This is a genomic window from Kribbella orskensis (assembly GCF_004342085.1).
Lineage (GTDB): Bacteria > Actinomycetota > Actinomycetes > Propionibacteriales > Kribbellaceae > Kribbella > Kribbella orskensis.
On the sequence record NZ_SLWM01000002.1, the window covers coordinates 740,495 to 757,734 of the forward strand.

General features: G+C 69.1%; 11 protein-coding genes. 7 read left to right on the top strand and 4 right to left on the bottom strand.

What is annotated here, in order from left to right; all coding sequences use genetic code 11:
• Positions 1–166: 166 nt before the first annotated feature.
• The 5 genes from EV644_RS08475 (at position 167) to EV644_RS08495 (ending at position 6,873) form a co-directional block, all read left to right on the top strand.
• Complete coding sequence (locus EV644_RS08475; protein ID WP_132187731.1) at positions 167–1,426, top strand: NAD(P)/FAD-dependent oxidoreductase; 1,260 nt, start codon at positions 167–169, stop codon at positions 1,424–1,426.
• Complete coding sequence (locus EV644_RS08480; protein ID WP_241997941.1) at positions 1,420–2,133, top strand: DUF1365 domain-containing protein; 714 nt, start codon at positions 1,420–1,422, stop codon at positions 2,131–2,133. Before EV644_RS08475 ends, EV644_RS08480 begins: the two co-directional genes overlap by 7 nt.
• A complete protein-coding gene (locus EV644_RS08485) occupies positions 2,133–3,371 on the top strand; it encodes an SAM-dependent methyltransferase (RefSeq protein WP_132187730.1) in 1,239 nt (412 codons plus the stop codon). Before EV644_RS08480 ends, EV644_RS08485 begins: the two co-directional genes overlap by 1 nt.
• A 2-nt stretch (positions 3,372–3,373) precedes the next feature.
• Complete coding sequence (locus tag EV644_RS08490) at positions 3,374–4,108, top strand: SDR family NAD(P)-dependent oxidoreductase (protein WP_132187729.1); 735 nt, start codon at positions 3,374–3,376, stop codon at positions 4,106–4,108.
• A gap of 92 nt (positions 4,109–4,200) precedes the next feature.
• Positions 4,201–6,873, top strand: coding sequence for a family 78 glycoside hydrolase catalytic domain (locus EV644_RS08495; RefSeq protein ID WP_132187728.1), 2,673 nt, complete (start codon positions 4,201–4,203; stop codon positions 6,871–6,873).
• Positions 6,874–6,889: 16 nt separating this feature from the next.
• Here the strand turns inward: EV644_RS08495 and trmB are convergent, their stop codons facing one another.
• Positions 6,890–7,525, bottom strand: a complete 636-nt coding sequence (gene trmB, locus EV644_RS08500; RefSeq protein WP_241997939.1) for a tRNA (guanosine(46)-N7)-methyltransferase TrmB — start codon at positions 7,523–7,525, stop codon at positions 6,890–6,892.
• A gap of 433 nt (positions 7,526–7,958) precedes the next feature.
• Here trmB and EV644_RS08505 point away from each other — a divergent pair, with 433 nt between their 5' ends.
• A complete protein-coding gene (locus EV644_RS08505; RefSeq protein WP_199239690.1) occupies positions 7,959–8,711 on the top strand; it encodes a phosphotransferase enzyme family protein in 753 nt (250 codons plus the stop codon).
• Between the two features lie 7 nt (positions 8,712–8,718).
• On the opposite strand, the gene EV644_RS08510 is transcribed toward EV644_RS08505, so the two are convergent.
• Positions 8,719–11,703: a bifunctional [glutamine synthetase] adenylyltransferase/[glutamine synthetase]-adenylyl-L-tyrosine phosphorylase gene (locus EV644_RS08510; protein WP_132187726.1), complete on the bottom strand. Its 2,985-nt coding sequence runs from the start codon at positions 11,701–11,703 to the stop codon at positions 8,719–8,721.
• Positions 11,704–11,879: 176 nt separating this feature from the next.
• On the opposite strand from EV644_RS08510, the gene EV644_RS08515 reads away from it, so the two are divergent.
• Positions 11,880–12,380: a hypothetical protein gene (locus EV644_RS08515; RefSeq protein ID WP_132187725.1), complete on the top strand. Its 501-nt coding sequence runs from the start codon at positions 11,880–11,882 to the stop codon at positions 12,378–12,380.
• A gap of 173 nt (positions 12,381–12,553) precedes the next feature.
• On the opposite strand, the gene EV644_RS08520 is transcribed toward EV644_RS08515, so the two are convergent.
• Both EV644_RS08520 and EV644_RS08525 read right to left on the bottom strand, forming a co-directional pair.
• A complete protein-coding gene (locus EV644_RS08520; protein WP_132333346.1) occupies positions 12,554–16,114 on the bottom strand; it encodes an outer membrane protein assembly factor BamB family protein in 3,561 nt (1,186 codons plus the stop codon).
• The gene (locus tag EV644_RS08525; protein WP_132187723.1) at positions 16,111–17,178 is read right to left on the bottom strand and encodes a HupE/UreJ family protein; all 1,068 of its coding nucleotides are present in this window, start codon (positions 17,176–17,178) and stop codon (positions 16,111–16,113) included. Before EV644_RS08525 ends, EV644_RS08520 begins: the two co-directional genes overlap by 4 nt.
• Positions 17,179–17,240 lie beyond the last annotated feature (62 nt).

Sequence of the window (17,240 nt, forward strand, 5' to 3'; positions counted from 1 at the left end):
AAAGTCCATCAACGGGCTGTGGTTTCACGATCCGAGACGACAAATCACTTACTGAGACAGATCCGCACTGTCCGCCGATCACCCATCACCGGACCGATCGGCTCCGAAGTTCCTGCATGACTGGTTCAAAATTGTTCCAAACTTATGCAGCTGGAAGGCTTCCGGTATGAGCGGCCAGCGTCCCAGCGCCGCGGTCGTGGGTTCCGGGGTCTCGGGCCTGACCGCGGCCTATGTCTTGCACCGGACCCACGACGTCACCCTCTTCGAGGCCGACGACCGGCCCGGCGGCCATGCCCACACGCACGACGTGACGGACTCCGCCGGGCAGTCACTGCGGATCGACACCGGCTTCATCGTGCACAACGAGCGCACCTACCCGAACCTGCTCCGGCTCTTCCGCGAACTGGGCGTCGCAACCCAGCCGACCGAGATGAGCATGAGCGTGCACTGCGACGGCTGCGGACTCGAGTACGCCGGTGGTCGTGGCGCGGGTTCGCTGTTCAGCCAGGCGCGGCGCGCGGCAGATCCCCGCTTCCTGCGGATGCTCGCCGAGGTTCCGCGCTTCCACCGCGAGGCCCGCACCGTCCTCGACTCCGACGACGACTGGCTCACCTGGGGCGACTTCATCCGCACCCGCGGCTTCTCCCCGTACTTCGCGAACCACTTCGCCGTACCGCTGGTTTCTTGTGTCTGGTCGGCGGGTTCGGCGGATGCGGCGCTCTACCCGGCGCGATACCTGTTCCGCTTCCTCGAGCACCACGGCATGCTCTCGGTCGGCGGGGCGCCCCGCTGGCGCACGGTCACCGGTGGCTCCCGGAGCTACGTCGACGCGGTGACGGCCCGGGTCAGCGCAGTACGGACTTCGGCGCCGGTTCGCGCAGTACTGCGGCACGACGACGGGGTCGAGGTGATCACCGACCGGACCGAGGAGTTCGACAAGGTTGTCGTGGCGACGCATGCCGACACCGCGCTCGACCTGCTCGCGGACGCCACTCCGGGAGAGAAGTCGCTGCTCGACGCGTTCCGCTACTCGGTCAATCCGACCTGGCTACACACCGACACATCCGTCCTACCGGCATCGCGCCGCGCACGAGCCTCGTGGAACTACCGCATGCGGGGTTGCGCCACGGACGAGCCGCAGGTGCTGGTCAGCTACTGGATGAACCGGCTGCAGGGCCTGCAGAGCGCCGACGAGCACCTGGTCACCTTGAACCCCGACGGCTGGGTGGACCCGGCCAGGGCGACGGCGCGGATGAGCTATGCCCACCCGGTGTTCACCCCGGAGTCGGTCGCGGCCGCCTCGGCGTTGCGAGCCGCAGGCGGGGTGCGGCTTGCCTTCGCCGGGGCCCATCTCGGCTGGGGGTTCCACGAGGACGGCTGCCGCTCGGGCGCCGACGCGGCCGAGAGGCTCGGCGCTTCGTGGTAGCACTCCCCCAGTTGCCGGCCCTCGTGGTCGGCCAGGTCAGCCACTCCCGCCGGATGCCGGTGCGCCATCGATTCCGCTACCGCACGTACCAGTGGCTGGTGGATCTCGACCACCTGCCGCGGCGGCGTTTCTCCGCGGCCGACCACCTCGGCAAAGGGCCGTCGCTGAAGGAGAACGTCGCCACGTTCACTGCGGCGCACGGTGTCCAGCTCGCCCCGGACGACCGGGTCGTGATGCTGGCGAACGCGCGCAGCCTCGGCTACGTCTTCGATCCGCTGAGCGTGTTCTGGTGTCTCACCTCGACCGGTGCGGTGCGATGTGTCGTCCTCGAGATCCACAACACGTACGGCGAACGTCACGCGCAACTGGCCCGCCCGGACAGCGCCGACCGGTTCACGCTCGGCAAGGAGTTCTACGTGTCGCCGTTCTTCCCGGTGGCCGGGCGGTACGAGGTGACGCTGCGGCTTGACCCCGAGCGGGTGGCCGTGGCGATCGACCTGACCCAGCACGACCACCGGGTCTTCTCCGCCGCCTTCACCGGGAAGACCCGTCCGGCGCGGTGGATGCACCGGCTGGGTGTGGCTCTGCGCACACCGTTCCCGGCCTATCAGATCTGGGCACTGATCCGAATGCATGGTGTCTGGCTCTGGCTCCGCCGGTTGCCAGTGATCGAGCGTCGCCGGCATGTCCCACCGGATGGAGTTTGATGAGCACCCTGCAACTCGTCGATGTCGAACACTGGCCGGCCGTCGCCCGTACGCCGTACAGCCCGGTGCGGGCGGCCGCGGCACGGCAGATCCTGCGCTGGGCGGTCCGCGAGCTACCGGTCGTCGTGCTGCTCCCGGACGGCCGACGGCTCGGCGCGGGTGGTGCCGGCGCGCCGGTGATGGAGATCGTCTCGGACAGCTTCTTCCACCGGATCGGCGCCGACCTCAAGATCGGTTTCGGCGAGTCCTACATGGCCGGCAACTGGCGAGCCGGTAGGGGCACGGACCTTGCCGACCTGCTGAGCGTGTTCGCGAGCCGCCTGAGCCACCTCGTACCGCCAGTACTGCAGCGGTTCCGCAAGCTGATCGAGCAGCGGATGCCTTCGTCGGAGGACAACGACCGGCAGGGCGCTCGGGCCAACATCGCCCGGCACTACGACCTCTCGAACGACCTGTTCGCCACCTTCCTCGACTCCACCATGACGTACTCGTCGGCGTGGTTCTCCGCACCGACCGACGGGTTCGGCGAGCTCGCGGAAGCCCAGCGGCGCAAGATCGACGGCGTCCTCGACTTCGCCGCCGTCCGCGCGGGCAGCCGGGTGCTGGAGATCGGTACCGGCTGGGGACAGCTCGCGATCCAGGCCGCCGAGCGCGGCGCGACGATCACCTCCGTCACACTTTCCGCCGAGCAGCGCGATCTGGCCCGCAAGCGGATCGCCGACGCCGGTGTCAACGCGACGGTCGAGCTGCGCGACTACCGCGACGTACAGGGCCAGTACGACGCGGTCGTGAGCGTCGAGATGATCGAAGCGGTCGGCGAGCGGTACTGGCCGACGTACTTCGCGACCGTCGACCGGCTGCTCGCGCCGGGCGGTCGGTTCGGGCTGCAGTCGATCACCATGCCGCACGACCGGCTGCTAGCCACCCGGCACGCCCAGGGCTGGATCCACAAGTACATCTTCCCGGGCGGACTGATTCCCTCGTTGACCGCGATCGACCAGATCGCGGCGACCGCGGGTGGGCTCGAGGTCGTCGAACGCCGCGACCTCAGGCCCGACTACGCGCACACCCTGTGGCTCTGGCGCGACCGCTTCACGTCGCGCGCTGCCGACGTCGCGAACCTCGGCTTCGACGCCGTCTTCCGGCGGATGTGGGAGTTCTACCTCGCGTACTCCGAGGCCGGCTTCCGCGCCGGATACCTCGGGGTCTCTCAGCTGGCTCTGGCCAGGAAGGACTGATCGTGGAACTCGCCGGCCGCAGGATCTGGGTCATCGGCGCCTCCTCGGGTATCGGCGCCGCGCTCGCGGAGGAGTTGTGCCGCCGCGGCGCGCACGTCGCCGTGTCGGCCCGCCGTGGCGACGCGCTGAAGGAGGTCGCGGGCGAGTGGATGGCCGCGGTCACCTGCGACATCACCGACCGGTCGTCCGTCGAAGAGGCGGTGGCCGAGGTCGAGGCCGAACTGGGCGGCATCGACATCGCGGTACTGAGCGCGGGTTACTGGAAGCAGATGAGCGAGTTCGATGTCGAGTCGTTCCACCGGCACCTGGACGTGAACCTCGGCGGGATGGCGAACTGCCTCGGCGAGCTGATCCCGCGAATGAAGGCCCAGCGGGCCGGGATGATCGTCGGCATCTCGTCGGTCGCGGGCTACCGCGGTCTGCCCGGCGCCGAGGCGTACGGCGCGACCAAGGCCGCACAGATCAACCTGCTCGAGTCGCTCCGAGCCGGCCTGCGCCCGGACGGCATCGACGTGCTGACCGTCTGCCCGGGTTTCGTCGAGACCGAGATGACCGAGGACAACGCGTTCCCGATGCCGTTCATGATCAAGGCGCCGGAAGCCGCCCGGGCGATCGCCGACGGGATGGCGAAGCAGTCGGCCCGGATCGTGTTCCCGTGGCAGATGGCGCTGCTGATGAAGGCGGCCAAGCTGGTCCCGGACCGGCTCTGGGCGATCGCTCTCACCCCTCGGTCCTGAACTGTCCAGATCAGGACATGGCTGTTGCCCCAACGGGAGCAGGCTGCATACGGTCCTCCGGGATCTGCCCGCCATGTTGAGGAGCTCGCCTGATGCCTGTTGCCCCGGACAGCTGGACCCCTGGTGGACCATTGACCGCGGACAAGCTCACCGCCGAGTACGCCGACCGCCCGCTGGGCACGGACGTCGCCCGGCCCCGGCTCGGGTGGATCGCCTCGGCGCCCGGCTATGGAGCCACCCAGTCGGCGTACCAGCTCCTGGTGGCGTCGGCGCCTGAGCTGCTGACGCCCGAGACCGCGGACGTCTGGGACTCCGGGCAGGTGGATTCGGCGAAGACCTTCGGCATCGAGTACGACGGGCCCGCGCTGGCCCCGCGCACGAGGTACCACTGGGCGGTCCGGCTCTGGGACGGCGTCGAGCGGGGCGGTCGGTGGAGTGGGCCGACGTGGTTCGAGACGGGCCTGCTGGCGGAGGGCTTCGGGGACGCGCAGTGGATCGGCGCCCGCGAGGAGGTCCGCGACGAGGACGTGCCCGCGCCGCTGCTGCGCCGAGCCTTCGCTCTGACGGCTCCCGTCGAGCGCGCCCGGCTTTATGCCAGCGGGCTCGCGTACCAGGAGCTGAGGGTGAACGGGCTCCGCGTCGGCGATGCGGTGCTGGACCCGGGCTTCACCGACTACGAGGACACCGTGCTCTACGTCGCTCACGACGTGACGGGGCTGCTGCGGACCGGCGACAACGTGCTCGGCGCCGAACTCGGCCGCGGCTTCTTCGGGCTGAGCACACCGAACACCTGGCGCTGGCACCAGACCCCGTGGAACGCCGAGCCGAGGCTGCTGGCCCGGCTGGTCATCGAGCACACCGACGGCAGCGTGACCGAGATCCGCTCCGACGACGCGTGGCGCGTGACCGACGGACCGACGCGGTCCGACTCGCTCTTCTGCGGTGAGACCTACGACTCCCGGTTGAATCCGGTCGGCTGGGACGCGCCCGGGTTCGATGACGGCTCGTGGACCGCGGCGCTCGTGCTGCCCGCGCCGCGCGGCCAGCTCCGCGCTCAGGAGCACGAGCCGATCCGGGTGATCGAGGACGTTGCTCCGGTCTCGTTCACGCAGCCCCGTCCGGGTGTCTGGGTGGCCGATTTCGGTCGGACCACAGCGGGCTGGACCAAGCTCCGGGTCGACGCTTCCGAGGGGACGAGGATCAGCCTGGAGCACGGCGAGTGGTTGCTTGCTGACGGCACCGTCTTCGCCGAGAACAAGCATGTCCACAAGCCCCGGTTCCAGCGTGACGAGTTCATTGCCGCTGGCAACGGGGTGGAGGAGTGGGAGCCGCGCTTCTCCTACAAGGGATTCCGCTACGTGCAGCTCGAGGGCTTCCCCGGTGAGCCGACGCTCGGCGCGGTGACGATGCGGGTGGTGCACTCCGACGTCCGGGAGATCAGCCGGTTCTCCGCGAGCCAGCCGCTGTACGAGCAGATCGACCAAGCGATGCGGCGGACCGTGCTGAACAACCTGCACGGCATCCCGACCGACACTCCGAAGCTGGAGAAGAACGGCTGGACGGGTGACGCCCAGGTCGGCTCCCCCACGATGGCCGGCACCCTCGACATGTCACGGTTCTTCACCAAGTGGCTCGGCGACCTGCGCGACAGCCAGAACGAGGCCGGCCAGTTGCCGGTGATCGTGCCGACCGGCGACTGGGGATTCACCGAGCTCTCCCCGGCGACCGAGTGGTCCACCGTCTACCCGTTCATCCTGCGCGAGATGCACCGCTGGTACGGCGACGAGCGGCTGCTCGCCGAGCACTGGGACGCCGTACTGCGGTACGTCGACTACGAGCTCGGCCGGGTCGAGGACGGGTTGTCCCTGAGCGTGCTGGGTGACTGGATCCCGCCGGGATACCCGTCCGGTCCCCCACCGGAAGACCGCCGCCTCACCGGTACGGCGTACCTGTATCGCGCGGTGATCTCGGTGGCCGAGATCGGCGAACTCCTCGGGCACACCGGCGAGGCGGATCGCCTGCGGAAGGCCGCGGGTGAACTGGCCGACGGGATCAACCATGCGTTCCTCGACCGATCGGCCGGGGTCTATCGGTCAGATCTGGACCCGGACTACCGGCAGACCTCGAACGCGCTGCCGCTCGCCTTCGGGCTGGTGCCGGATGAGGTGGTTCCGCAGGTTGTGGCGAACCTGGTGGCCGACATCGAGGAGCGCGGGTTCCACCTCAACACGGGATGTCTCGGCGTCGTAGTACTGCTTCCGGTGCTGACGGCGTACGGGCATGCCGATGTGGCGGCGAAGGTGGCGCTGCAGCGGACGTACCCGAGTTGGGGTTATTGGTTCGACCAGGGCGCTGACACGATGTGGGAGATGTGGGAGACCGACACCCGGTCGCGCAACCACTACTTCCAGGGCACGGTCGCGCAATGGTTGCTCGAGAACGTCGCGGGTCTGCGCAATCTCAGCAACGGGTGGGAGCGCATCCTGGTTCGGCCCGACGGCCGGGAGCAGGTGGATTCGGCCGCGCTGCGTACCGACACCGTGCGCGGGCGGGTGGCCGTTTCGTGGCGGCGGGTCGGACGGGTGTTCCAGCTCGAGGTCCAGGTGCCGGTCGGCTCGACTGCCGAGGTGCACGTGCCCTCGGCCGCCATCTCCGACGTGACGGCGGTGCCTGCGCCCTTCGCAGGTGAGCCTGCGTTCGCGGACGGCTACACCATCTACACAGTGCCGGCCGGGCACTGGAGCTTCACGTCACGGACTTCGTAGCGCCGGTCCTGGAGGTTCAAGCAGCCTTTGTGAACATCAGGTCGTGGCAGATCCTGCCCTCGGCATGGGCGCGGGACTCGAACTTGGTGATCGGGCGCCAGTCGGGTCGCGGCGCCCAGCCGTCGTACTCGTTGCGCAGCAACGGTTCGGCGGTGCAGATCGCCAGCATCCGCTCCGCGTAGTCCTGCCAGTCCGTTGCCAGATGCAACCTTCCGCCCGGCGCCAGCCGCGAGGCCAGCAACGCGACGAACCTCGGCGTGATGAGCCGCCGCTTGTGGTGCCGCTTCTTCGGCCAGGGATCAGGAAAGAACACCCGTACTCCGGCCAGCGAGTCCGGCGGCAGGTGGTCTCGCAGAAAGTCGAGCGCGTCGCCGTGCAGCAGCCGGACGTTCTCCAGCTCGTACTTCTCCACCCACAACATCAACTGCCCAAGCCCGGCCGGGTAAACCTCGGCCGCCAGGTGGTTGACGTCCGGCGCCCGCGCGGCCAACTGCGCCGTCGCGTCCCCCATCCCCGACCCGATCTCCAACACCACAGACGCTTCCCGCCCGAACCAGCCCGCCAGATCGACCTCACCCGCGGGCAACTCCTCGAGCTTCCGCCCCAACTCACCCCAGTGCGTATCCCAAACCCGCTGCTGCCCAACCGTCATCCGAACGCTCCGCCGGATATGGCTGAACACCCCCGCCTGCCGAACCTCATCCACCGTCTCCACCGCGCAATCCTATGTGAGCCCCCACGCAGCCTCCTCCGACGCCCGCTCCAGCCCGCCTCGTCAGCAACAACCAGGTAGTCGCCCGGGCGTCCCGCATTTCGTGGGTGCGGGTGGTCTGCCCTCGGTGAGTGGAGCGGTGTTTGAAGGTGGAGGCGACCGCCCGGTTTTCGTTGAGGACGGGCGAGCGGCGTACGGATCGACAGGAGGTACTGCGTTCTCCGTGCGCCCTCAACCCCCCTCAGAAGGCGTGGAGGTTGACGCCACGAGCGAGTTCTTCCTGTCCTTCGGTACAGCCGGTGCCAGCGCAGCTGCTGACAGCCGTTGTTTGGCGTCCGGTGGAGTGAGCTTGTCGATCGGTGAGGATGGGCGGGTGGAGTTGGATGAAGAGGTGCTGACCGGTGGGAACGTCTCCGGCGAGGTTGTCCGGATCGGCCGGACTGTGCGCAAGCCGGCTACTCCGTCGACGGCGGGGGTCGAGGCCGTCCTGGAGCATCTCGCGGGCTTTCCGGCGTCGCCCCGCACCCTGGGCCGCGACGGGCAAGGGCGGCACGTCGTGGAGTACATCCCCGGGCGGCTGGCTGACACTTCGCCGCCGCTCACTCCGACCGAGCTCCACAAGCTCGGCGGGCTGATCCGTGAGCTGCACGACGCGATGGAGGACTTCCAGCCACCGGACGACGTCGTATGGAACGTCCCGATCCCGGATCCGGCAGAAGGCACGCTCATCTGCCACCACGATCTCGCGCCGTGGAACCTGGTACGGGACGGCGAGCGGTGGGTGTTCATCGACTGGGACGGCGCCGGACCGGGATCACGGTTGTGGGATCTCGGCTATGCGGCCCACGGCTTCGTGCCGTTCCTGCCCGCTGGCGATCCGGCGGTGGATGCACCGCGGTTGCGCGCCTTGGTGGACGGATACGGCCTGGACGCTGCAGGGCGTCGCGAACTGCCTGCCCAGATCGCAGCCCACACTCGCGGCATGTTCGACCTGCTCCGGCGGGGGCATCAGAGCGGCGAGCAGCCCTGGGCACGTCTGTACTCCGAAGGTCACGCCGCCCACTGGGGCCCAGCCGCGGAGTACATCGAGCGGCACCACGACGAGTGGGTTGCCGCGCTGTCCTGAGCGGGCCTCAATCACCCCAGAACAAGCGGTCCACGACATTCCGCGCCTGGCGGGTTCGGCGGAGGTAGTCATCGGTGAAGCGGCTGGTTTCGCCGGCGTTGTAGCCGCAGATCTGGGCTACGGCGGCTAGGTCTCGGGGGTCTCTTGGGAGGGAGTCGCTGGGGCGGGCTCGGACGAGCATGATGGCGTTGCGGATGCGGGTTGCCATCTCCCAGGCGCGGCTGAGGATGTCGGCGTCCGGCGGCTCGACCAGGCCTACGTCGACGGCGGCGCGCAGGGCGCCGAGGGTTCTGGTCGTGCGGAGGCCTTCCACTCGGTGGGCCTCGCGCAGCTGGAGCAGTTGCACGGTCCACTCGATGTCGGCGAGGCCGCCGCGGCCGAGTTTCGTGTGGGTCGCGGGGTCGGCGCCGCGCGGCAGGCGTTCGGCATCCACGCGGGCCTTGATCCGCTGGATCTCCATCACGTCGCGTTCGCGGACGCCGTCGGCCGGGTACCTCAGCGGGTCGATCAGTGAGCGGAAGGTGTCGCACAGCTCGGGATCACCGCAGAGCGGATCCGCCCGGAGCAGAGCCTGTGCTTCCCACACAGCCGACCAGCGCGCGTAGTACGTGGCGTAGGAAGCAAGCGTGCGGACGAGCGGTCCCTGGCGGCCTTCCGGCCTGAGATCCGCGTCCACCGCGACGGCCGGATCGGCGCCGGGCAGGGCGAGCAACCGCCGCAGCTCGGTCGCCACCTGGGTCGCGAAGTCGGTGGCCGCCTTCTCGGACGCACCCGGCAGCGGGTCGTGCACGAACATCACGTCGGCGTCGCTGCCGTAGCTCAGCTCGTGCCCGCCGAAGCGGCCCATCGCGACGATCGCCATTCGGGTCGGCTCGGGTTCGCCCTTGGACACGGTCCTCCGCGCGACCTCCAGCGCCGCGGTCAGGGTCGCGACGGAGATCGTCGTGAGCGCCTCGCCGACCTCCTCGACCTCCAGCAGCCCGGACAGATCCGCCGCCGCGACCCGGAACAACTCGCGCCGCCGCGCGCCGCGAATCGCCGCCACGGCCGCCTCGGGCTCGTCCTTCCGCTTGCCCGCTGCGGACATCTCCGACAGCAGGGACTCCGGGTTGCGCGGGGTCAGCTCCCGCTCGTCCGCCAGCATCGCCGTCGCTTCGGGGGCCCGCTGCAGCAGGTCGACGGCGTACCGGCCGCTGGCGAGCAGGTGCGCTAGCCGCTCGGCCGAGGCGCCTTCGTCGCGCAACTGCCGGAGGTACCACGGAGTCGAGCCGAGCGCGTCCGAGATGGTCCGGAAGGCGAGGAGCCCGGCGTCGGCGTCAGGCGATTCGGCGAACCAGCCGAGCATGGCCGGCAGCAACGCCCGCTGGATCGAGGAACGCCGCGACACCCCTTCGGACAGGGCCTCGATGTGGCGCAGCGCCGACGCCGGATCGGCGTACCCGAGTGCGGTGAGCCGCTGCTTGGCGGCCTCTGGTGTCAGCCGTACTTCGCCGCCGGGGATCCGCGCGACGGCGGCGAGCAGCGGCCGATAGAAGAGCTTCTCGTGCAGCCGGCGGACCTCCAGCGCGTGCTTCTTCCACGCTGCGACCAGGTCCGTGATCGGGTTCCTCGTGAAGCCCAGCGACCTCCCGAGCCTGCGCAGGTCGTCATCGTCATCGGGAACCGAGTGCGTACGCCGCAGCCGGTACAGCTGGATCCGGTGCTCCATCGACCGCAGGAACCGGTACGCGTCCGCGAGCATCGCGCCGTCGGTCCGGCCGACATACCCGTGGCTGGTCAACTGCTCCAGCGCGATCAGCGTCGTCCCGCTCCGCACCGAGTCGTCGCTGCGCCCGTGCACGAGTTGCAGCAGCTGTACTGCGAACTCCACGTCGCGTAGTCCACCCGGGCCGAGCTTCAGCTGGCGGTCCATATCAGCAGCCGGGATGTGGTCGACGACCCGTCGGCGCATCGCCTGGACGTCGTCGACGAATCCCTCCCGGTCCGCGGCCGACCAGACCAGCTCGTCCGTCTTCTCGGCGTACGCGCGGCCCAGCTCGGCGTCACCCGCGACCGGCCGGGCCTTGAGCAGGGCCTGGAACTCCCACGTCTTGGCCCACCGCTGGTAGTAGGCGAGGTGGCTGTCGAGCGTCCGGACCAACGGACCGGACTTGCCCTCCGGACGCAGCGCGGCGTCGACCGGCCAGAGGGTGCCTTCCGCGGTGTGCGCCGAGCAGATCCGCATCGCCGCCGACGCCAGCTGGGTGGCGGTCTTCAGCGCGGGCGCCTCAAGCTCGCCGTCCAGCGGTTCCGCGACGAACAGCACGTCCACGTCGCTCACATAGTTCAGCTCGCGGCCGCCACACTTGCCCATGGCAACCACCGCGAGCCGGCAGTCGGCAGCCTCGGGGTGCCCCTTGAAGTAGTCGTTCCGCGCGATGTGCAACGCCGTCTCCAGCGCACCCCCGGCAAGGTCAGCCAGTACTGCGGCCACCTCGTCGACAAGGAGTCCCTCGGCCAGATCGCGCGCCGCCAACCTCAGCAGCAGGCGGCGGTACTCGACCCGCAGCGCGTCCACCGGGTTCTCCGCGTCGACCGCGGTGGCCAGGCATGCGGCCACGTCGTCCGGCGTCGGGTGCGAGCTCGCCAGCGCCGGATCGGCCAGGTCGTACCAGTGCCGCGGGTGTACGCCGAGGTGGCGGCCGAGCGCCTCGCTCGCTCCGAGCACGGAGATGAGCCGCCGCCGGAAGTCCGGGTCCACGTCGAGGGTGCGCGCGAACGCGGCGAGGTCGTGGTCGTTCTGGTCGAGCGCCTCGGCCATCCCGAGCAGGCCGGTCAGCGCGAGGTCGGGGTCCGCCGACTCCGAGAGCGAGGTGACCACCTGGTCGCTGGCCATCGGACTGCGGACGTCCAACTCGTCGAGCCGGTCCAGCATCTTCGCGGCTCGCTGCGGATCGGCGAATCCCGCCCTCGCCAGCCGCCCTTCACCCGATACTCTCCGCGCCTCCGCCACCTCGCCAGCCTAGTGGGACCGCCAGACCGCCTTCACCGCCCGTGAGTCGCCCACTCCCCTGGCTGCGAGATGTCTCGGTCGCCGCGCGGCCGGATCGGAGGGGTTGCGGACAGCGCTCGGTCCGACACACGGAGTTGCTTGGCAGATTCGGTCCGTAGTCGGCATGATGGCTGGTTATGGTCATGATGACGGGGTCGCTCGCTGTCCGGGGCACGGTGGTCTGGTTGACGCCCCAGCAGGGCGGGCGAGTGTCCGGGCCGCCTGAGCCGGATTACGACTACGACTACACAGCAACCGCCTTTCTACCGCCGCGCACGGCCGAGGAGGGCCAGGCCGGAGTCGCGCTGCGCCGGTTCGCGCCGGGCGCCTGGCGATCATCCGCCGAGGGGATCCTGATCCCCGGGCCGGGCCACCGGGCCCAGCAGGTGGTGCCGGGAGGGATCGTGGTGGTCACCGAGGGAGTCCGCCCTGTCGGTCTCTTCACGCTCGAGGAGGTGCATGCGCTCGCACCCGACGGCACCCCGGTGATCGAGCGGCCCGCCGAGCTCGACATCACCGGGCTGACCTCGATCCGCCCGCTCGGAGCCGACGAGCTCCCGCCGTACCGGCACTCCACCGCGGCGGCCCGCTGGTCCGCCCACGAACGCACCGCCACCGAGCTCCACGAACCCGCCTGAGCTCCACGAACACGGCAACCTGGACTCAGCCGGACGAAGCAACACCGGCTGCAACGCGCGCCAGCGCCGGCTTTGGCAGCCGGCGCTGGACACGAGCCCGCACGTCCGGAGGATCTGAGGAGAGATCCCCCGGACGGCGAAGGACTACACCGCGAGGACTACCTCGCGATGGACTACTCGGCGGGGATCTGGTTCAGGACGGCGAACTTGTCCGCCGCTCCGCCGTTGGAGGCGACCACGAGCTTGCGGGTGATCGTGTGGTCACCGCCGGCCGGGATCTCCAGCTTGAACTTGCTCATCGTGAAGTTGCTCTGCGAGTACCCGGTGAAGGGCCCGCTCGCCGCGCTGTAGACCAGGCCGTAGGTCTGGTTGTCCGCACCCGTGCCGGCCTGCCCGATCCAGCGGGCCCACACCGACAGCGCGGCCGCCGAGTCGTTGCTGAACGTCGTCGCCGCGGTGATGAACTGGTCGTCCGCCGTCGCCGTGTACGTCGTGACGATCTTCAGCCCGGGGTGCTCGGCCGAAGTGCCGGTGACCCGGACGACCGCCTTCTCACCGGTGTTCTCGACGACCTGTACGTCGTTCGACCGGGTCTGCAGCTGCTGCCACGCGTTGCCGCCGACGGGTTCGGCGGTGCTCACGTACGGCAGGTTGATCCAGTCGAGCTGGTCCGGCTGACCGGTGATCGCCATGTCGAGCACCTTGCCGGTGGTCGACTGCGGCAGCTGCGGGTCGTTGTAGACCTTGGCGATCGCCATCGCGAGGTGCTTGTTCTCGATCACGATGTCGCCGGGTCCGCCTTCGACCAGGCCGCTCGGCAGCCGCTTGCCGATGCTCGCGTCGACGTTCACCGGCGAGATCTCGAGGTTGATCCCGGTCGCTCCGCCGGCGCCGACCTCGAGCTCCTTGGCCGCCGTGCCGAAGCCGAGCTGCGCCACCTGGACGGTGTACCTGCCCGGCCCCTGCGGCAGCCCGACCCGGTAGTTGCCAGCGGCATCGGTCGAGGTGAACCCGATGGCCGAACCACCCTGCACCACGGTGACCGTCGTACTGGCGGCCGGTGCTCCGGTGGTCTTGTTCGTCACATTGCCGGTCACGACCGGCCACGGCGCGACCGCCGTACCGCCCGGGGTGAAGGCGTACAGGTTGCCGTCGAGAGCACCGACGACGACCGTGTTGCCGCTGACCGCGGGACCCGCCGACACCCAGGTGCCGATGTTCTGCTGCCAGCGCGGCTGACCCGTCCCGGCGTCGAGCGCGTAGAAGCCGCCACTGTTGGCGCCCACGAACAGCGTGTTGCCGGACAGCGCCGGCGAGGTGAAGGACCCACCCCGGTACTGCGAACCCGGCAGCAACTGGTCCCAGATGACCGCACCGGTGGTCGCGTTGAGAGCGGTCACCGCGCCGCTCGGGAAGGACATGTAGACGGTGTTGCTCTTGATCGTCGCCGCGGACGGGGTCGCTCCGCTGCTGACCAGGGACGGATGCGAGCTCGTGTAGCTCCACAGAACCGCACCGGTGGCTCCGTCGCGGGCGACGATGCCGTTGTTCGAGCCGATGAACACTCGGCCGTCAGCCGCCGACGGGATGCCGTCCTGCCAGCCGCCGAGGGTGTCCGTGCCGGTCCACAGCTTCTGGCCGGTCTTCAGGTCGTAGGCGATCACGACGCTGCCGTCCTGGTTGCCGACGTAGACCCGGCCGTCCGCGACCGCCGGAGTACCGTCGCTCATCGTGTTGCCGGCCATCGGCGAGGCCCAGATCCGCTGACCGGTCTTGGCGTCGAGCGCCAGCAGGATGCCGGCCGCCGCCTCGCCGAAGCGGGTCTGGTACGGGAACAGAACCTTGCCATCGGCAACCGTCACTCCGTAGTAGCCGTAGGTGCGCTGGTTGTTGCCTTCCGGCGCCCCCTGGGGGTCGTTGCGCCACAACAGCGTGCCGGTCTTCGCGTCCAGGGCGAACAGCGTGCCCCGCAGCGTCGGCACGTAGACGATTCCGCCGGAGACCGCGATGCTGCCGTGCACCGAGGAAGGAACCGTGTAGCTCCAAAGCTTCTTGCCAGTGATCTGCGAGACCGCGTGCACCGCGCTGTTGCCCTCGCCGTTCTCGTCCCGCGTCCCCGCGTACACGACGCCGTCGACGATCGCGGGCGAACCGGTCAGGAAGGTGCCCTTGGTCCGGTACGACCAGGCCAGCCGCTGCCCCGGGCTGATGGCGTCGGCCGCGACACCCGCGTGCGACGCGTCGCCGTGGTGCTGGGACCAGTTCGCCCCGCCGACCGGTTTGATCGCCTTCTCGTTGGTGAGGGTGAACTTCGACGAGGTCTTCCAGGAGGCGCCGGTCTTGTCGAACACCTCCACGTCCATCGTGTGGTTGCCGATGTTCACTCCTGCCGGCAGGTCGGCGTACCAGGTGAACTCACCCGTCGAGCTGAGCGGCTTCCAGGGCGAGCCGTCGACCCGGAACTGCGCCTTCACCGGCGCGTCGGTGGTGTCGTACGCGTTGACCTGGATGCCCGGGAACTTGTCCAGCGGGACCGACGTGCCCGGAGCCGGACTCACGATGGTGAGGTCCTTCTCCGCGCCGTAGATCCGGAACGGGTTGTCGAAGGTCTTGTTGTTCATGTTGATGAACCGGAACCCGCGCGGCGAGTTGTCGATCGTGTACGAGCTCGACACCGTCTGGATGTGCTTCGCGGTGCCGGCGAAGTCGCTCTTCGGCTCGACGTCGTTCGAGTGCTCGTGGCCGACCAGGATCAACTCGGCGCCGTACTGCTCCAGCACCTTGCCGAACTCGTCGTACACCGAGGGCGACCCGAACGGCACGTTCATCGGCTGGTGGGTGAGCACCACCAGGTGCTTGCCGTTCCTGACGTTCTGGGCGAGGTCGGTCTTGACCCACTCCAGCTGCTCGGCGAACGGCGCGGCGCCGTTGTTCTCCAGCACCAGGAAGTGCCGGTCGCTGTAGTCGAAGGAGTACCACTCGGGGCCGACGTGCTTGCGGTAGTTGTTGATCCGCGCGGCGTAGGTGCTGCCGGCGGCGTACTCGTGGTTGCCGACGGCCGGCCAGACCGGGACCTTCGACCCCGCGGTCCCCGCCTTGTAGAACTCGAACTCCGAGTCCGTGGCGTTGTTCGTCAGGTCGCCGCTGACCTGGATGAACGCCAGGTGCTGCTTGGTCGAGTTGATCTCCTCGATCTGCTCGGGCAGCTGGGCGTTGACGTGCGGGTCGGCGACGTTGCCGAAGGTGAAGCCGCCGTCGGCCGAGGCCTTGTCCTTGCGGAGGCCGAAGTTGACCTCGCGGGTGTCACCGGCGGCGAGCGAGCCGAGGTTCCGGTAGAACCTCGGCGTCATGTTGTCGTCGGTGCCGACGGAGTAGCCGGCCGGCTGGGTGACGAAGACCAGGTCGACGTCACGCCGCTCGGTGTCGGACTGGAAGGTGTAGCGGCCCTGCAGGTCGGTGACGACGATCTGCTGACCGTCGGACACGCTGACGCCGGCCAGGCCGATCTCGTCGTTGTCGATCCGGCCGTCGTTGTCGCGGTCTTCGAAGACCGTGCCGGAGATGGTGGCGCTGGGCGCGTCGACCGCGTCGGCGATCACGCCGGTCAGCGGCACCCCGATGACGAGCGCGGTCAGCCCGGCCGTGGTGCCGTAGAGCACCTTGTGCCAGGTACCGATCCGCGGTCGATCGGAGCGGGGCTTGCCGGGACGGGGCTTGCCCAAAAGGGGACTCATGCGAGGAAGAACCTTTCTACGAACCAGAAGAGGCCGAAGGCGGCGACGACCCCTGTCGCCGTACGTTGCGCCGGCACCCCGAAGCTGGTCTTCCGGACCAGCAGGAGCAACGGGAAGACCGCGACCAGCAGGAGCGCCTGGCCCGTCTCGATGCCGACGTTGAAGCTGAGCAGCGAGACCAGCAGGTCTGCGCTGACTTCATCGGTGATCCGCAGCGACCCGGCGAAGCCGAGACCGTGCAGAAGACCGAAACCGAAGACCACCGGCAACCGGTGGCGGGTGGAGCCGAGCAGGTTCTCCACCGCGACGAACGCGATCGACAGCGCGATCAGCGGCTCGACGACGATGGTGGGCACGCTGATCCCACCGAGCAGGGTGGAGATCAGCGTGACGCTGTGGGCCAGGGTGAAGGTCGAGGTGACCTGCAGCAGGCTGCGGAAGTTCTTGGCGCCGATGATCAGCGCGATCACGAACAGCACGTGGTCCAGGCCGAGCAGGATGTGCTCCACGCCCATCCTGCCGAACTGCACGCTGGACGTGACCATCGAGCTGTCACCGAGGCTGAAGTCGTGGTGGCTGCGGTCGAACACGGTCCGGCCGGTCCGGTCGCCGAAGTGGTACTCGACCAGGTTGGTGTGATCGTCGGCGACGGCCTCGGAGTCCTCGAAGACCTTGTACTGCAGGTGGTACGACCCCTGCGACCCGGCGCAGGAGAAGGTCAGCGCGAGCTCGGCGTACGCCTTCTGCGCGCGCTGCGAGACCGAGGTGCTCTGCAGCACCGGCTCACACGCGGCCCCGTCGAGCGAGACGACGACCCGCGGGTTCAGGTACACCTCGAGCCGGTCCCTGGCACCCTCGAGCGCCTGCTTGCGGTGGTCGTCGTCGGTCGCGGGTGCGCCGAGATCGACCGCCCGGGCCAGTACGTCGTACTCCAGGCTGAGCAGGTAGTTCACCTGCTGGCCGTCCTGGGTGACCGTCGAGTACCCCGTCGACGCGATCACGTGCGCCTGGGCGGTGCTCACCCCGAAACCGAGCAGGAAGAACACCAGACCGAAGAACGTCATCCATCGCCGCATGAGACGACATCCCACGCGACCCGGACGACCTCTAGGTGTCCGATCAGGAA

Bases quoted from the DNA above. Each gene is read 5' to 3' on its own strand.
- EV644_RS08475 (WP_132187731.1), top strand. From the start codon at position 167: ATGAGCGGCCAGCGTCCCAGCGCCGCGGTCGTGGGTTCCGGGGTCTCG.
- EV644_RS08485 (WP_132187730.1), top strand. From the start codon at position 2,133: ATGAGCACCCTGCAACTCGTCGATGTCGAACACTGGCCGGCCGTCGCC.
- EV644_RS08495 (WP_132187728.1), top strand. From the start codon at position 4,201: ATGCCTGTTGCCCCGGACAGCTGGACCCCTGGTGGACCATTGACCGCG.
- trmB (WP_241997939.1), bottom strand. From the start codon at position 7,525: ATGACGGTTGGGCAGCAGCGGGTTTGGGATACGCACTGGGGTGAGTTG.
- EV644_RS08515 (WP_132187725.1), top strand. From the start codon at position 11,880: ATGGTCATGATGACGGGGTCGCTCGCTGTCCGGGGCACGGTGGTCTGG.
- EV644_RS08520 (WP_132333346.1), bottom strand. From the start codon at position 16,114: ATGAGTCCCCTTTTGGGCAAGCCCCGTCCCGGCAAGCCCCGCTCCGAT.
- EV644_RS08525 (WP_132187723.1), bottom strand. From the start codon at position 17,178: ATGACGTTCTTCGGTCTGGTGTTCTTCCTGCTCGGTTTCGGGGTGAGC.